The sequence below is a fragment of the Maritalea porphyrae genome (assembly GCF_027213965.1).
GTDB lineage: Bacteria > Pseudomonadota > Alphaproteobacteria > Rhizobiales > Devosiaceae > Maritalea > Maritalea porphyrae_A.
Genome location: NZ_JAPWGX010000003.1, coordinates 119,604 through 136,483, shown reverse-complemented (window position 1 = coordinate 136,483; position 16,880 = coordinate 119,604). Strand labels below are relative to the sequence as shown.

The window sequence follows — 16,880 nt, the reverse complement described above, 5'->3', positions numbered from 1 at the left end:
AAAAAACACCCGACGCGAAAGCCGCGCCGGGTGCTTTTTTATAAAAATCTCGATTTTTTTAACCGTGACGTTTCAAGAAACTTGGAATTTCAAGTTGTTCTTTTTTCGGTGCATCCGCAGGTACAGGGCGACCAGAACGATCCAAATTTCCTTTTGCACCGGGTGTTTCAACCCGACGGCTTGGCGCACTGGCTTCCACTGCGCTGCGGGCAGCTGCGTCATCCGCAGACACTGGCGCAACATCGTCGCCTTTTGTTTGCAAACCAACATTGCTGGCCAAGCGACGGAACAATGCACGGGCGTTTCTGGGTTCTGCTTCAGGCGACTGTGCTTGCGCAACCGCTTCACGCGCAGGCGTTGGCAGTTCGTCAGCACGAGGCATACGGCGTGGACCTGTTGGACGCTGTGCAGATTGAGGCACATATGTCTTTACGGGTTCAACATCGTTCACACGAGGCCGATCTTCAAGTTCAGCCTGCACAGGCTCTGCAACCGGAATGTAGGGCTCAACAGTAACGTCGCTCTCTTTGGCGAGATGGGCATGCCCTTCTTCAAGCGCTTTATTGACAGCTTGCTGCATTGCTGCATCCAACTCATCAACAGGGCTTGGCGCAGGCGCTTCCATTTTAGGTGTTTCAGCAACAGGCTCAGAGGCCTTTACTTCGCGCTTGATGTGAATGGCACGATCAGCGTTTGGCTTCACAGGATCCATTGCCTGCACCATAGCGGCATCCGTACCTGTAGCAACAACAGACACCCGGATTTTACCATCCAAGCTATCATCGAACGTTGCACCAAGAATGATGTTCGCATCAGAATCGACTTCTTCGCGAATACGGCTTGCCGCTTCATCAACTTCATAAAGGGTCAAATCGCTACCGCCGGTGATCGAAATCAACAAGCCGCGCGCACCTTGCATGGACACATCGTCCAACAATGGATTTGCAATTGCTGCTTCAGCAGCGTGACGTGCACGATCTTCGCCCTCAGCTTCACCAGTACCCATCATGGCTTTGCCCATACCGCGCATAACGGCACGAACATCAGCAAAATCAAGGTTGATAAGGCCTTCTTTGACCATCAAATCGGTGATGCAAGCAACACCGGAAAAGAGCACCTCGTCTGCCATAGTAAACGCATCAGCGAATGTCGTTTTATCGTTGGCGACGCGGAAAAGATTTTGGTTTGGAATCACGATGAGCGTGTCGACGTGGCGATGCAATTCATCAATACCATCGTCGGCAAGGCGCATACGGCGCGCGCCTTCAAACTGGAACGGCTTGGTTACAACACCAACCGTCAGAATGCCTTGCTCGCGAGCTGCGCGGGCCACAACAGGCGCTGCGCCCGTTCCCGTGCCACCGCCCATACCAGCGGTAATAAACGCCATGTGCGATCCGCTAAGATGGTCGTTGATCTCGTCAATTGTTTCTTCGGCAGCTGCTCGCCCTACTTCTGGGTGCGAACCTGCGCCTAGACCCTCGGTAACCCCTACACCAAGCTGCACAACGCGTTGTGCTTTGGAGAGTGCCAGTGCTTGCGCATCTGTGTTGGCTACAACAAATTCCACACCTTCAAGGCCGGAATCGATCATATTGTTGACGGCGTTTCCGCCGGCCCCACCAACACCAAATACGGTAATGCGTGGCTTGAGTTCGTGAATATCTGGAATTTGAAGTTTGATGCTCATTTCTGGCCCCATTGTGCTCCTGAACTCCAGAATTACGCTTAGATCGTTAAGTCATCCCTAACATTTGGACCATTTTCATAAAGTTTAATGCAAATTGCGTTACATTTTCGCCTTATTAAACAAAGTGTTTAGCTTAACGATACCTTAAAAACTGGTGCGGAGCCAATTTCCGATCCGCGCAAAATAGCCATCTGTGCCGGTGAGTTTGCGTTGCGCTACGGGCTCTACATACTCCAATTCACACACTTGCGGGTAAATCAACATGCCCACAACGGTCGAAAATGCAGGCCCTTTGGCAACAGCGGGAAGATTGCCAACACCAAGTGGCCTCCCCTGGCGCACATTACGCGCCAAGATGCGTCGCGCCAGTTCGGACAAGCCAGCCAATTCACTGGCGCCGCCCGTTAAAACAAACCTGCGGCCACAAACATCCATCATGCCAGTTGCCACCATGCGATCGCGCAGAACAGTAAGAATTTCTTCAACCCGCGGACGCACGATCCGGGTTAAAGTTGCGCGTGGAATTTGAGTAGGTGCTTCATTTTCTTCGGACCCAACCGGCTGAATGGGCACCAAATCGCGCTCATCACTCTGCCCCGGCAGAACACTCGTATAAAGCGTTTTAAGCCGCTCTGCATCTTCAATACTCACAGAGAGTTGTCGCGCGATATCAAGGGTTATATTGTGCCCGCCAACCGCAATGGCATCTGCATAGACCAGGTATCCATCTTTAAAGACACTCAAGGTGGTCGTAGATCCACCAAAATCAATTGCAGCAACCCCAAGCGAAGCTTCATCATCCACAAGTGCAGAAAGTCCACTTGCGTAGGGTGTTGCCATAAATGCTTGCACCTGCAAATGGCAGCGGTTTAACACCAACTCAACATTGCGCATTGCAAGTGTTTCCGCGGTGACAACCGACACATCAACGCCAAGGGTTTGCCCCACCATACCCCGCGGATCACGGATACCCGCGTGCCCATCTAACGAATAGCCAATCGGTAAGGCGTGCAAAACAGCGCGGTCATCGCGCACCGAACGGTCATTGACGGTGCGCAGCACCTTTTCTAGATCACGATCTTCTACTTCATGCCCGTCCAACGACACACTGGCTGAAAATGTTTCCGAGCCCAAACGGCCAGCAGAAATATTGACAACAACCGACTGAACCGTAACCCCTGCATTGCGTTCGGCCATGCCAACCACCGAGCGAATGGCATGTTCGGCTTGATCAAGATCGGTCACAACCCCACCTTTAACACCTGCAGACGGTCCGTATGCAAAGCCCAAAACCTCAGCGCTGTGGGTGCGACCCTTCAACGCCTTTCCCTCATCACGAGGGGTCAAGCGCGCGACCATGCAACAAATCTTTGTGGACCCAATATCAAGTACGGAAATTAGACTGGAACGACCCGGTTGCAGCGGTTTCAATCGTGCGGTCATTGCATCGGTGAGCATTATTCAGGTTCCACTTCAGCGCCCTCAGCCGGCGTACGGTCAACAGGACGAACAGCAATATAGTCATTAAGACGCAAATCAAGCACGGCAATGTCACGCTCAAAAACCTGATCTTGCGACTGCAGCTGCATCAGTTTTTCCATTGCTTTGGCCACTTTTGTTTCGGGCAACATCACACGCAACCCAACGTCATAAATCAAATCCCAGCGCCGATCGCCAATGCGGCTCGATGCTAAAAGACCTTCATTCAAATCAGGAAACTGCGCCAGCAAGGCAATCATTTCAGGCACGTCGTCCGCGGCACCATCGCCGACAAACAAAGGCAGTCCTTCAATTGGCATATCAACAGGCGAAATCTTGTCGCCGTTGCCATCAATTGCAAAATTGACACCATCAACAGTCCAGATAGCAACCGGTTGTTTTTCAACCAGATCAACAATCAGTGAGTTTGGATAAACCTTCCGAATTGTCGCGCTTTCAATTGAGGGCAACGCTTCCAACCGCAATCGTGCGGCCTCTGCGTCAAAACTGACCAAAGAGCGGCTTGATTCTAGACCAACGGCACCAAACAGCAAATCCTCGTTTGTAAGGGCATAGCCTGACAACGACAACTCAGCCACAGAAAGGCCAGCTTGCGCGAACAGTGCAGAAACTCGGCCTGAAACATCAATGAGATAGTTGCCGATATGGCCACGATAGGCAATACCCGCCGCACCAATGCTGACCACCAGCACAAGCGCAATCAATCGAACAGCAAGCTGCTTGTGCAACACCCACAGGTTACGCGATTGTGCGACAAACAAATGTGTCGCTCGGCGCACCACCAAATCCGCACCAAGTGGTTTTGCCACAGCAATGGATTGGCTTGAATGTTCTGGCTTTACCTGTTGCAACTTGCATCCTCCACAATCCAAGACACCAATTCTTCAAAACTGTGTCCGGCATGTTTAGCAATCTCTGGCACCAACGACGTTGGCGTCATCCCGGGCTGAGTGTTGATCTCCAAACAGATCAATTCACCTTCACGGCCCTGATGTTCGGTATATCGAAAATCAGTTCGTGTGACCCCGCGACACCCAAGAGTCTCATGTGCTTTAAGCGCTAGTCTTTGAACATTCTGGTAAATTTTCGGTGAAACTTGGGCTGGTAGAATATGTTCTGACCCACCAACCTCATACTTTGCTTCATAATTGTAGAAGTGCAAATCAGTAACGATTTCAGTGACACCAAGCGCAACCCCACCCATTACCGCACAGGTTAATTCACGTCCCGGAATATAGCGCTCCACCATCAAATGGTCTTCACCCTGCCAGTCAGTGCGCAATATTTCTTGTGGCGGATGAGAGGTGCCAGTTTTGACAATAAACACACCAACGCTAGACCCATCATTATAGGGTTTCACCACGTATGGCGGTGGCATTTGGTGCTTGCCAGCAATTTCATCGCGATGGGCGATTATGTGATCCGTAACAGGAACCCCTGCGGCCTTGAACAGCATTTTGGATTGATGCTTGTCCATTGCCAATGCAGATGCCAAAACGCCGGAGTGGGTATAAGGAATGCCCATGATCTCTAGCATCCCCTGCACGGTTCCATCTTCGCCAAAACGACCATGCAGACCATTGAACACCACATCTGGTTTTACTTCTGCAAGACGTTGAGCCAATTGGCGATCAACATCAATCAGCGTAACTTTATAGCCGGATCGCTCAAGCGCTGCTGCGCATTCGCGCCCCGAAGACAAGGAAACTTCCCGCTCGCTTGTCCACCCGCCATAAAGAACCGCAACATGCTTGCTCATACTCAAACCTGACCGGTGAACACATCACCATCTAAAAACTCGCGGACTTCTTTGCCGGGCACAAAATGCCCCATGCGCCGAATTTCCCACTTCAGCTCAATACCTGAATTTTCGCGAACCTTATGGCGCACCGTTTCGCCAAGCGTTTCAATATCGTGCGCTGTTGCATCACCAATATTGAGCAAGAAATTACAGTGCAATTCAGACACTTGAGCGTTGCCAACTTGCAACCCACGACCACCCGCAGCATCAACCAATTTCCAGCTTGAGTGGCCTTCAGGGTTCTTAAAAGTCGACCCCCCAGTGCGCGAACGGGTAGGTTGTGAGCTTTCACGTTTTTCAGTGATTTCCTTCATCCGCGATTTGATATCGTCTGGATCCCCGGCAAAACCTTGATAGACAGCAGAAGTGAAAATGATATCACGCGGTCCGTTGTTTTTCCGGTATCTGTAACCCATGTCTGCATTGGTCAGGGTCACCACTTCACCGTCACGCGTTATACCACGCAACTCAACCATCCGGTCTTTCGTTTCGGTGCCATAACACCCAGCATTCATGTAAAGTGCGCCACCGATGCCACCAGGAATACCGCGGTAAAACGTCAACCCATCAATACCTGCATCGGCTGCAGCGGTTGCCACCTTAACGTCGGGCAACGCGGTGCCAACCCGCAATTTGTGGTCATCAAGAATTTCAACCGCACCAAAGCCTTTCGCGGACAGGCGAATAACAACTCCATCAAGCCCACCATCGCGGATCAATAGGTTTGACGCCAAACCGATCACTGTGACCTTGATGTCCTTTGGTAGATGCTTGAGAAAATACTGTAAATCTTCTTCGTCTTTGGGCTGGAAGAACAATTGGGCAGGCCCACCCACCCGAAACCAAGTGATTTCGGATAACAATTGGTTGGGCACCAATCGGCCACGTACGCCATCAATCCAATCAGCAAATTGGGGCAAAAGGTCAGGAAAACTCATCTATTTATCTCCGATAAGAGCTTGAAGTTCACTTGGCAGCTTCGCCGCCCATTGTGTGATCGAGCCTGCCCCCAGACACACCACATAGTCCCCCTTATTCACCCGTGACGCTAGAATGGGCGCTAGGGCTTCTGGCCGATCAACAACCCGCGCATCGCGGTGGCCCTTGGCCCGAAGTCGCTCAACCAAACTCTCATGGCTAATGCCATCAATCGGCTGCTCCCCAGCTGCAAAAACAGGCGCCACCAGCACCGTATCCGCATCATTGAAACAGCTCGCAAATTCTTCAAACAAATCTTCTAAACGTGAATAACGATGCGGTTGCACCACAGCAATCACATCACCTTTGGCCGAAGCCCGCGCTGCCTTGAGCACGGATGAAATCTCAACTGGATGATGAGCGTAATCGTCAATCACCCGAGTACCCGCAACCTCACCCACAGTCGTGAAGCGACGCTTAACACCAGAGAAATTATCCAAACCGCTTCGAATGTCGTCCGCATCCACGTGCAATTGATGTGCAACAGCAATGGCCGCTGTCGCATTGAGCACATTGTAAATGCCCGGCATTGGCAAAACCAAATCCTTGATGGTTTCGCTCGTCCCCGCCAATCGGTCACGAATTTCGACCGTAAAAACAGATTTACCGTCTTTATTGCGCACGTCTTTTAACAGAACATCAGCTTGCGGATTTTGCCCATAGGTGATGATGCGACGGTCGGTAACTTTGCCGACCAAATCCTGAACCGTTGGGTGATCAAGACACATCACGGCAAAACCATAAAACGGCACATTTTCAACAAAGGTCAAAAAGGCGTTTTTGACCGCTTCAAAATCACCATAGTGGTCCAAATGCTCGGCATCCACGTTGGTCACTATCGCAACGTCAGCAGGCAATTTGACAAAGGTGCCATCGCTTTCGTCCGCTTCAACCACCATCCAATCGCCGTCGCCCAAACGCGCATTCGTGCCATAGGCATTAATGATACCGCCATTGATCACCGTGGGATCAACACCGCCAGCATCCAACAGGGTGGCAACCATAGATGTTGTTGTCGTTTTGCCGTGGGTTCCCCCAATAGCAATCGCATTTTTGAACCGCATGATTTCTGCAAGCATTTCAGCTCGACGAACGACAGGCAAAGAACGTGCTCGTGCCGCAACAAGCTCTGGGTTGTCAGACTTAATTGCAGACGAAATCACCACAACTGCAGCACTTTCGATATTTTCGGCACGCTGGCCAATGTCAACGTGAATACCTTTTTCTTGCAACCGTTGCACGTTGGGGTTCAGCGACAAATCGGAACCGCGCACTTCATAACCTTGGTTGTGCAGCACTTCAGCAATTCCGCTCATGCCTATGCCGCCAATTCCGACAAAATGCACCGGACCAATATTTTGTGGCATCTTCATTTTGACGCTCTCCTATTCTTCTTCATTGGCAGCGTCTTGCGCAACCAAAGCGAGCTTAGCCACAGCATCCTGCGTGGATAGCTTCTTGGCATTTTGAGCCATTGTTTTAAGCTTTTCGGGGTCACACAGAATCTTGGTGAGTTCGGTCGCTAGCAAATGGGGTGAAAGATTGCTCTGCTCTAGAATAACACCGCCCCCCACATCAACCATATTCTGTGCATTGTGCAATTGGTCTTGGTCCAACGAGCCTGGCAGCGGCACGTAAATAGCGGGTCGGCCGATCTGCGCAAGTTCAAAAATAGTGCTGGCTCCGGCCCTGCAAATCACCAAGTGCGCATTTGCAATTCTGCGGGGCAAATCTTTAAAGAAGGGCGCAAGCTCAACGTTCAATCGCGTTTCAGCGTAAACTGCAGTTGCCCGTTTCAAATCATCCGCCCGACATTGTTGCACCAAATGTATGCGAGAACGGAGTTGATCTGGAATGTTCATCATTGCACCTGGCAACATGTCAGAGAACACTTGCGCCCCCTGTGAGCCCCCCGTGACCAAAACATTGATCGGCCCATCATCATGCAACGCGGGATAAGGTTTTTTTGCGGCCTCAACCACAAGATCACGTACGGGATTGCCCGTTACGATGCATTTGTCCTCAAATTTCTCAGCAAACTTTGTCTTGTCAAAGCTCAACGCGATGATATCGGCAAATCGCGCGGTCGCCCTGTTGGCCCGACCTAAAACTGCATTCTGCTCGTGCAGCACTGTTGGAACCCCCCGCAGCGTTGCCGCAATAAGGGGGGGAAAGGTTGGATATCCACCAAACCCAATTACCGCATCAGGGTCTTCCCGTTTTAGAATGCCATAGGCTTTTGCAATGCCCTGCAATATGCTGATCCCAGCCTGAAAAGCTTTTGCTGGCGCGCGCAAATTCGGCGTCGCTGCCGGAATAATATGTGTCTTTTCAGCCGGAAATTCCGCCACAAAACTGTTTGCGCGCTTGTCCGTCATCAGTTGAACAGTATGCCCGCGGCGCATTAGCTCGTGAGCAAGAGCTTGGGCTGGGAACAAATGTCCCCCCGACCCGCCAGCAGAAACGATAAACTTACTCATGCGACCTCTTGTGCGGCGCCAACGCGAAACGCGGGCAATCCGGATTGAATTGTGTGTTCAGGCTTACGACGCGTCAGGCCCAACAAAATCCCCATGCCAAAAGCAATGGCGATCATGGACGTGCCGCCAGAAGAAACAAATGGCAGTGTCATGCCTTTTGGGGGGATGAGATTGAGGTTCACCAACAAATTGATACATGCTTGCATACCGAATTGAATGGCAATTGCGCTAACCGCCAGGCGTGAAAAAAGGTTTTGCTGCAATTGCGCCAAATACATGCAACGGGCCACAACAAACGCCATCAAAGCGACCAAACCAAGGCAGAACAAAATCCCAAATTCACCCGCAGCGGCTGAAAAAACAAAATCCGCATGCGCATCAGGCAAAGCGCGTTTGGCCACGCCCTCGCCCGGCCCCAAACCAAACCAACCGCCCTCCAATAGGGATTGCAGCGCTTTCTCAACCTGATAATTGTCGCCCGTCTCTGGGTTCAAAAACGCGTCAAACCGCCGTGTCACGTGCGGAAACATAAAATAAGCGCCAGTGATGCCCGCGATTGAAAGGCCGCCCAACGTCAAAATCACCCACCATGAAATGCCTGAAATAAACAACAGGCCAGCCCACGTCAAAAGAACAAGTGCGGTCTGTCCAATATCGGGCTGCAAAAGCAATACGCCAACGATACCTGCAAGAATACCGAACGCCATCAAATGCCCCGGCATTTCTGGCGATTTCATCTGTTCAGATATCAACCAAGCAGCGATGATCGCAAATGCAGGTTTGACGAATTCAGATGGCTGAATAGAGAACCCCAACAGCGATATCCAACGTTGTGAACCCTTGATCTCTGTGCCAATAAACAGTGTGAGCACCATCAAAACGGACATGATGATGAGGACCGCCAACGCCAAACGTCGGGCGGGCCGCGAAGTCAAAAACGATCCTGCAATCAACACACCAATTGTTGGCACCAAAAAAATGATGTGCCGAACGGTAAAGTGCCATTCGTTTAAGCCAATGCGAACCGCAACCGCCGGGCTTGCCGCAAAAGACATCATCACCCCAGCAGCCAACAGCCCAATAAGCGCTGCCAACAACGGGCGGTCAACCGTCCACCACCACTCTGCTAAAGGGGTTTTTCGCTCTCTCGAAAACTCGCGTAAAAACATGTAGTTAACCGCACACCATTATTGGTCCTAAACTTGGTGTATAAAAATACACCAAATTTGGTTACCAACTCGCAACGATTTGAAAATTTTCAACGATGACTAGCGCAGTTTCAAGGAAGACAAACCAATCATTGCAAGCACAAAGGATATGATCCAGAAACGAATAACGATCTGGCTTTCTGTCCACCCCAAGTGCTCAAAGTGATGGTGAATCGGCGCCATTTTAAAAATTCGCTTGCCCGTCGTTTTAAACGAAATCACTTGCACAATGACCGAAACGGTCTCAAGGACAAACAACCCACCAATAATGCCCAACACGATCTCGTGCTTCGTCGCAACCGCAATTGCGCCCAACATACCGCCAAGGGCCAATGAGCCGGTGTCGCCCATAAAGATCGAGGCTGGCGGCGCGTTGAACCACAAGAACCCAAGCCCTGCGCCAATTAGTGCACCGCACAATACAGCAAGTTCACCGGTACCGGGCACAAAGTTAATCAATAGGTAATTTGAAAAGACTTCGTTACCCACCAAATAAGCAATCAATCCAAACGATCCTGCAGCAATCATCACAGGTACAATCGCCAATCCATCAAGCCCATCCGTAAGGTTTACCGAATTGCCCGCTGCAACAATGATAAACCCGCCAAAAACAACAAAGAAAATGCCTAAATCCACAGCGAAATCTTTGATGAAGGGAAAGGCGAGCGACGTGGAAAAAGGGGCTTCACCCATGGTTGAGACCGCATAACACGCGATTGCAGCAATAACGGATTCAAGCACCAACCGTTGCCGACCACCAAAGCCAGAGTTCGTGGCTTTGCTAACCTTTAGATAGTCATCATAAAACCCAATGGCACCAAACCCGGCTGTGACAAACAATACAATCCACACATAAGCGTTCGATAGATTTGCCCACAAAAGGGTAGATATCAGCACACTAACCAAGATCATTAGCCCCCCCATGGTGGGCGTGCCCTTTTTGGTAATCAGATGACTTTGCGGTCCATCCTCCCGGATGGGCTGACCGTGCCCTTGGCGCAACTTAAGGTGTGAAATGACCTGAGGGCCGAAAATAAACACGATAAACAGCGCAGTAATGGTCGCGCCACCGGTGCGAAAAGTCAGATACCGAAATACATTCAGCGCCGCAAACTGATCGCCAAATTCCTGCAAAAAATAGAACATGGAGTTCCCAACCCTGTAACTTGCCTAAATCGAAGAGTATCGTGTGCGTAGCGCTTCAACAACCGGACTTAGCTTTGTGCCTTTTGACCCTTTGATCATAACAACATCGCCGGGGGCAAGAGCTTCGCCCAACAAATCTGCGATATTGCCAGCATTTGCATAATGGGCAACCTCCAGTTTTGGCGCCAACACCTCGGCGAGCCCCTGCATCATCGGCCCCACCAAAATCAGTTTTTCAAATCCGGCGTCTAAAACGCTTTGCGCCAAATCTATGTGCAATTGCCCTGAGGTTTCGCCAAGTTCTAGCATATCGCCCAGAACGCCGACTTTTCGCCCGCTTACCGGAAAGTTCTTCAAAATCTTCAAGGCCGCGCGCATGGAAACGGGGTTCGCATTAAAGCTCTCATCCAACAAAACTACGTCGCCCGTGCCAATGACCAATTTGACAACATTACCGCGCCCGGGCGGCGCCTCAAAATCACGTAAGGCTGTGGCAACTTGGTTCAAATCGACGCCCAACTGCCCAGCAACGGCAAAACAAGCGACCCCATTCACAAGCGCATGTATTCCGAACTGAGGCACGAGCACATCAAAAACACCTTTGCGCGACAATACTCTTCCACTCATTCCCAAATCGGTGGGCGACACGTTCTCCAAGCGGTAATCGGCAGCAGCAGACCTGCCAAATGTCACAATATTGGTGATGCCAAGCGCCAGAGCTCGTGCCCGCAGAGGTTCCACATATTCGTGATCTACGCCCAGAATCGCAGCCCCATCCGGCTCAAGAGCTTCAAAAATCTCGGCTTTTGCTGCAGCAATACCGAATATATCTTCAAAATTCTCCAAGTGCGCTGCGCCCACATTGGTCACCACCGCCACATGAGGCCTGATCATATTCACTAAGGGTCGAATTTCATTGGCATGGTTCATACCCACCTCAAACACAGCATATTGTGTATCCGCGGGCATGCGAGCCAACATCAAAGGCACACCCCAGTGGTTATTGAACGATTTGATTGACGCATGCGTGTGCCCGGCTGCTTCTAAAACCAGCCTGATCGCTTCCTTGGTAGAGGTTTTCCCCACACTACCAGTTACAGCGACCACTTTGGCATCCGTGCGCGCCCGCGCGGCTCTTGCCAAATGTTCAAGCCCAATCAATGGGTCGTCAACAACAATCAGAGGTAAGTCTTTAGGAGCTTTCTTCGCCCAAATAGCGCCAACAAGTGCCGCGCCAGCACCATTTTTGATGGCTGCTTCAACAAAGTCATGTCCGTCAAATCGGTCCCCCGCAATCGCGACGAACAGATCACCAACTGACAAATCCCGAGAATCGATTGAAACGCCACCAAATGCATCAAGCTTGCATGCCAAAGCCTTGCCGCCTGTGGCTGCAACAATCTCATTTAGTGTCCACAAAGGCATGGCTCAAGCACCAACCGCCTTCAAAACAACTTCATGATCAGAGAAGTGGTGCTTGGTTTCACCAATGATTTGATAGTCTTCGTGGCCTTTGCCCGCAACCAGCAAAACGTCGCCTGGACCAAGCAAGGAGATGGCATGCTGAATGGCGTCACCTCGCCCAGCGACTTGAACCAAACTTGGATTGTCTGCCAATACCTCTGCCCGAATTGTTGCCGGGTCTTCCGTCCTTGGATTGTCGTCCGTCAAAACTGCGATGTCAGAGTTTTTGACCGCAGCCGCGCCCATTGGACCGCGCTTGCCCTTGTCTCGATCACCTCCACAGCCAAACACAGAGATCAATCGCTCTTTGGCGAATGGACGAAGTGCCTGCAAGGCAGTTTCCAGCGCGGCAGGCGTGTGCGCGTAGTCCACAAAAATCGCAGCCCCATTGTGTTCTGCGACAAGCTCCAAACGCCCTTTTGCCCCTTCAAGTTTTGAAAGACTTTCGAGCGCATCATCTTTGTCGATCCCAGTAGAAACAGCCATCGCAAAGGCCACCAAAGCGTTGGTCACCTGAAACTTACCAGCAAGCGGCAAATAGAATGCAGCCTCTTCACCCACCAGACGACCAGTCACACGCTGACCATAGCCTTCAGGCTCAATCTTGGTCACTTCAAAATATGCGCCATTTTCCCCAACAGTGATCACCGTTGCCTCACGTTCCAATCCTGCGAACATAAAGGGCGTTGCTTCTTCATCGTCCATGTTGATAACGCAGGTACCACCAGCAACCATCAATTCTTTGAACAACCGCAACTTGGCATCGTGATAGGCTTCCATCGTTTCATGGTAATCCAAATGATCCCGCGAAAGATTGGTAAACCCAACTACTTTGAATTCCATGCCGTCTAGACGACGTTGATCAAGTCCGTGGCTTGAGGCCTCCATGGCGACATGATCGATATTAGCGCTTTTGAGTTGTTGCAAGGTTTGGTGAAGGCTCATTGCCCCCGGTGTCGTCAGTTCCCCACCGGTTGTGTGTCCGTCCACCGTAATGCCCAAGGTGCCAACGCTTGCCCCTCGAATATCGTTCATTTCCCAAATCTGACGGATGAACGAAACGACAGATGTTTTGCCGTTTGTCCCCGTTACTGCAACCGCAACCTCAGGTTGTGGCTCACAAACACGTCGCGCAGCCCGCGCAAAACACGCGCGTACATCGTTCACAAGGTAAACTGGCACACCAGCGTCAAAGTCTAGTCCCCGGTCTGTGATGATGGCTGCAGCGCCCAATCGCACCACATCGCGCACAAAATCGTTGCCATGCATTTTAACGCCTGGTAGCGCGAAAAATGCAAAACCCTTCGCCACTTTTTGCGAATGTGAGGTAATGCCAGCGACATCCATATCGTGGAAATCTTGTGCGGCACTCGCACCATCTAACAACATTTTGAGGGAATGTCCCATTATGTGTCCCTTATCGTAATTCTACTGGTACAAGTTGTGCATCGAGTTCTGGATCAAGATTAGGCACAATTCTTAGCATTGGTGCAACCCTTTCAATGATCCGGCCCGTCACAGCGCCGGCGTTCCACGCAGCAGTATGACCACTGCGTTCATCTTCTTTTTTTGGCTCATCCACCAAGATGACCATCGCATATTGCGGTGCATCCATTGGAAATGCCGATGCAAAAACATTTAGTAGTTTATCGTCGGAATATTTGCCATCTACCACCTTCTCAGCGGTTCCGGTTTTACCACCAACGCGATAGCCATCCGGCGCAGCTTTGCGGCCCGATCCCTCGATCGCGTTTAAGCGCAGCAAATAGCGAATTTGATCGCTAGTGCGTTCATTAATAACCCTTTTGCTGTTCGCAAGCGCAGCAATTCGGTCCCGTGGCAGCAATGTTGGCGCAATAAAATCACCACCATTTACTAGTGCTGCATAGGCAGTAAGAAGTTGCAGCGGCGTGATAGAAAGCCCGTGCCCAAAGGAGGCTGTGGCAGCCCCAACTTCAGAGAACTTATCTTTAATCTGGCTTTGCGTCTTTTCAGGCAATTCGATGACCGGCGAACCATCCATACCAACGTTGGCTAAAAACGCGCGGAAACGCTCTTTACCCAACGCCTGCATCATTTTTATTGTGCCAATGTTTGATGAGTATTTGATCACTTCTGGCAAACTAAGAACACGTTTTTTGGCGTGAAAATCGCCAATTCTAAATCGGCCAAATTGTACTGGTTTCGTCGCATCAAACTTATCAGTAATCTGCACCAAACCAGAATCGAGCGCAGCGGCGGCGGTAATTGGCTTCAAGGTCGAACCAAGTTCAAATTTACCCGCTGTAATTCGGTTTATCCGGCCCTCTTCAAGGGCACCAGCTGGCATATTCGGGTCAAAATCGGGTAGAGAAACCAAAGCGACGATTTCGCCGGTTCTCACATTCATCATGGCACCGGCAGCAGCGATTGCTTGGTAGCGTGTCAGTGCATCCACAAGTTCATTATGCATTACATGCTGCACACGTAAATCAATGGACAATTCAACTGGTTGCAACGAACGATCTCTGGCAAAGCCGAGATCTTGCAACAATGCAACTTCACGTTGATCCAGAAATCGCTCCAGGCCAGCAATGCCAACATTGTCGACATTCACCGCACCCAAAATATGCGCAGCAACATTACCACCAGGGTAAAACCGTCGCGATTCTGAAACAAAATCAATGCCAGGAATGCCAAGCCGCAGAATTCGCTCTTTTTGCTGGGGTGTTAGTTCACGGCGAAGCCAAACAAATCCTTCGTCCCCATCAAGCCTGCCCCGCAACCACTTGCGGTCCATGTCTGGGAATTCAATTGAAAGGGCTTCAACCGCTTCATCGACATCAATTATCCGACGGGGCTCGGCAAATAGCGAAGGCACTTGAATATCAAGCGCAAGTGGGCTGCCATTTCGGTCGACCAATGCGGGTCGAGTAGCGGTTAGCGCAGGCCGCGCTTGCCCCAGCGCCACATCATCCACTTCAACCGCTGCAAGCATAACCAAGCGGACAGCAACTATTGAAAACACAAGCATAGCCAGGGCGACTGTCAGCCGAATGCGGCTCTTCGTCATATGCCCGCGCGATTTGCGGGCTCCATCTATGGCAATTGCTGGTCCAACATCATGCATCACGTCACTCATTGGCTCGACAATCCATCAACATTGCTCGGATCAACTCCGGCGCCCAAAGACATCAGCAGAGCATCCAAACCCTCAACGTCTGGCGCAACAGGCCGCATTGGGATGTCTTGGATGGATCCATATTGCGCAATAACGATTGGCGCGACGTTTAATGCATCTGCATGACGCTCAACAATGGCTTGCAAACGACCAGGCTGATTAAGAAACGCCCATTCAGCATCTAGGGCGCTCAAGACTTGTTTTTGTCCCGCAATTTCATCCTGCAACTCAATCACTTGTGACTGCACTTCTTCAGTACGGTACTTTTGGCCATAAACCATGATCAGCGCCAAGAAACTTGTACAAAGAAGAAAGAAATTAAATGCGCGCATTAGGAGGCAAACTCCCTTCTGGCGTAACCAGGCACACCTAACCCTTCAATGCTCAACTCCCGGGCAGGTTCACTATTGCGCGTGGCAAAGCGCAGAGTCGCAGAGCGCGCACGCGGGTTCGCATCCAGTTCGTCTTTGCCCGCTCGAATGGCCTTAGAAATATTGTCCCAAGGCAACAGGTTCTTTGTTTGCATGGGGGCGTGACGCGACCCTTTTTCTTGTGGCTTAAAGAAGCGCTTCACAATCCGGTCTTCAACTGAATGGAACGAAACCACTGCCAATACACCACCTGCTGGCAACAGCCGTTCCGCAGCAAATAGTCCACGCACGAGTTGACCATATTCAGCATTCACCGCAATTCTCAACGCTTGAAAGCTTTTCGTCGCAGGGTGTGATCCACCCGGCTTACGCCCAAGTTTTTCGCCAATCAATTCTGCTAGCTCTGCCGTGGTTTCAAAGGGTTTTTCATCCCGTTGGGCAACTATGGCGCTGGCGATCTGCCGTGCACGTCGCTCTTCGCCAAGCTCAAACAAGATATCGGAAATCTCGCGCTCATCGCGTTCATTGACCAAGTCTGCCGCACTTTCACCGGATTGCTCCATGCGCATGTCTAGCGGCCCATCTCGCATAAAGGAAAAGCCGCGCTCCCCTTCATCCAGCTGCATTGAGCTCACGCCGATATCAAGCACGACGGCATCAATGGGGGCGATATTGTTTTCTTGCGCCAAGTCTTCGAGATCGGCAAAGCGCCCCTGAACAAATCTGAAGTCGTCACCAAATTCTGCACTTAGGTTTTGCGCATATGGCAAAACATTTGGGTCACGATCAATACCAGTAACACGGGCACCCGCTTGCAAAAACGCGCGCGAGTAACCGCCTGCTCCAAATGTACCATCCACCACATGGCGCCCTTCAAGCGGTGAAATAGAACGAATAACCTCGTTCAGAAGAACCGAAATGTGGGGTGAATCTTGCGCCAAACAAATCTACGCCGCGTGTAAGAACACGTCGAGCTGTACTCCCTATGCGCCCAATACGCGGGCGGTGCTGCTCCATAAAATCATTCTTAAGAAAAAAACAATTTTGCCGAGCAGTTTCTATGATGAGGCTTAATTTTGTGT

General features: G+C 50.9%; 14 protein-coding genes. All 14 read right to left on the bottom strand.

Annotated elements, in window-relative coordinates; translation table 11 throughout:
- Positions 1-58: 58 nt before the first annotated feature.
- The 14 genes from ftsZ to rsmH all read right to left on the bottom strand — a co-directional run bounded on the left by ftsZ (position 59) and on the right by rsmH (position 16,739).
- Complete coding sequence (gene ftsZ, locus O4H47_RS09465) at positions 59-1,690, bottom strand: cell division protein FtsZ (protein WP_269393738.1); 1,632 nt, start codon at positions 1,688-1,690, stop codon at positions 59-61.
- 144 nt (positions 1,691-1,834) lie between these two features.
- Positions 1,835-3,148 (bottom strand): cell division protein FtsA, encoded by a 1,314-nt coding sequence (ftsA, locus tag O4H47_RS09460; RefSeq protein ID WP_269393737.1) that lies wholly within the window; start codon positions 3,146-3,148, stop codon positions 1,835-1,837.
- Complete coding sequence (locus O4H47_RS09455; protein ID WP_269393736.1) at positions 3,148-4,041, bottom strand: cell division protein FtsQ/DivIB; 894 nt, start codon at positions 4,039-4,041, stop codon at positions 3,148-3,150. The genes ftsA and O4H47_RS09455 overlap by 1 nt, the downstream gene beginning before the upstream one ends.
- Positions 4,029-4,949, bottom strand: coding sequence for a D-alanine--D-alanine ligase (locus tag O4H47_RS09450; protein ID WP_269393735.1), 921 nt, complete (start codon positions 4,947-4,949; stop codon positions 4,029-4,031). Before O4H47_RS09450 ends, O4H47_RS09455 begins: the two co-directional genes overlap by 13 nt.
- A 2-nt stretch (positions 4,950-4,951) precedes the next feature.
- Complete coding sequence (gene murB / locus O4H47_RS09445) at positions 4,952-5,929, bottom strand: UDP-N-acetylmuramate dehydrogenase (RefSeq protein WP_269393734.1); 978 nt, start codon at positions 5,927-5,929, stop codon at positions 4,952-4,954.
- Positions 5,930-7,342 carry a UDP-N-acetylmuramate--L-alanine ligase gene (gene murC / locus O4H47_RS09440; RefSeq protein ID WP_269393733.1) on the bottom strand — a complete coding sequence of 471 codons (1,413 nt, stop codon included), beginning with the start codon at positions 7,340-7,342 and terminating at the stop codon, positions 5,930-5,932.
- 12 nt (positions 7,343-7,354) lie between these two features.
- The gene (gene murG, locus O4H47_RS09435) at positions 7,355-8,449 is read right to left on the bottom strand and encodes an undecaprenyldiphospho-muramoylpentapeptide beta-N-acetylglucosaminyltransferase (RefSeq protein ID WP_269393732.1); all 1,095 of its coding nucleotides are present in this window, start codon (positions 8,447-8,449) and stop codon (positions 7,355-7,357) included.
- Positions 8,446-9,618 carry an FtsW/RodA/SpoVE family cell cycle protein gene (locus tag O4H47_RS09430; RefSeq protein ID WP_269393731.1) on the bottom strand — a complete coding sequence of 391 codons (1,173 nt, stop codon included), beginning with the start codon at positions 9,616-9,618 and terminating at the stop codon, positions 8,446-8,448. Before O4H47_RS09430 ends, murG begins: the two co-directional genes overlap by 4 nt.
- A gap of 99 nt (positions 9,619-9,717) precedes the next feature.
- Positions 9,718-10,803 (bottom strand): phospho-N-acetylmuramoyl-pentapeptide-transferase, encoded by a 1,086-nt coding sequence (gene mraY, locus O4H47_RS09425; RefSeq protein ID WP_269393730.1) that lies wholly within the window; start codon positions 10,801-10,803, stop codon positions 9,718-9,720.
- 24 nt (positions 10,804-10,827) lie between these two features.
- Positions 10,828-12,228, bottom strand: a complete 1,401-nt coding sequence (locus O4H47_RS09420) for a UDP-N-acetylmuramoyl-tripeptide--D-alanyl-D-alanine ligase (RefSeq protein WP_269393729.1) — start codon at positions 12,226-12,228, stop codon at positions 10,828-10,830.
- Between the two features lie 3 nt (positions 12,229-12,231).
- The gene (locus tag O4H47_RS09415) at positions 12,232-13,674 is read right to left on the bottom strand and encodes a UDP-N-acetylmuramoyl-L-alanyl-D-glutamate--2,6-diaminopimelate ligase (protein WP_269393728.1); all 1,443 of its coding nucleotides are present in this window, start codon (positions 13,672-13,674) and stop codon (positions 12,232-12,234) included.
- Between the two features lie 10 nt (positions 13,675-13,684).
- A complete protein-coding gene (locus O4H47_RS09410; RefSeq protein WP_269393727.1) occupies positions 13,685-15,388 on the bottom strand; it encodes a peptidoglycan D,D-transpeptidase FtsI family protein in 1,704 nt (567 codons plus the stop codon).
- Entirely contained in the window at positions 15,385-15,759 is a 375-nt protein-coding gene (gene ftsL / locus O4H47_RS09405; RefSeq protein ID WP_269393726.1) for a cell division protein FtsL, read from the bottom strand. Before ftsL ends, O4H47_RS09410 begins: the two co-directional genes overlap by 4 nt.
- Positions 15,759-16,739, bottom strand: coding sequence for a 16S rRNA (cytosine(1402)-N(4))-methyltransferase RsmH (gene rsmH, locus O4H47_RS09400; protein ID WP_269393725.1), 981 nt, complete (start codon positions 16,737-16,739; stop codon positions 15,759-15,761). Before rsmH ends, ftsL begins: the two co-directional genes overlap by 1 nt.
- Positions 16,740-16,880 lie beyond the last annotated feature (141 nt).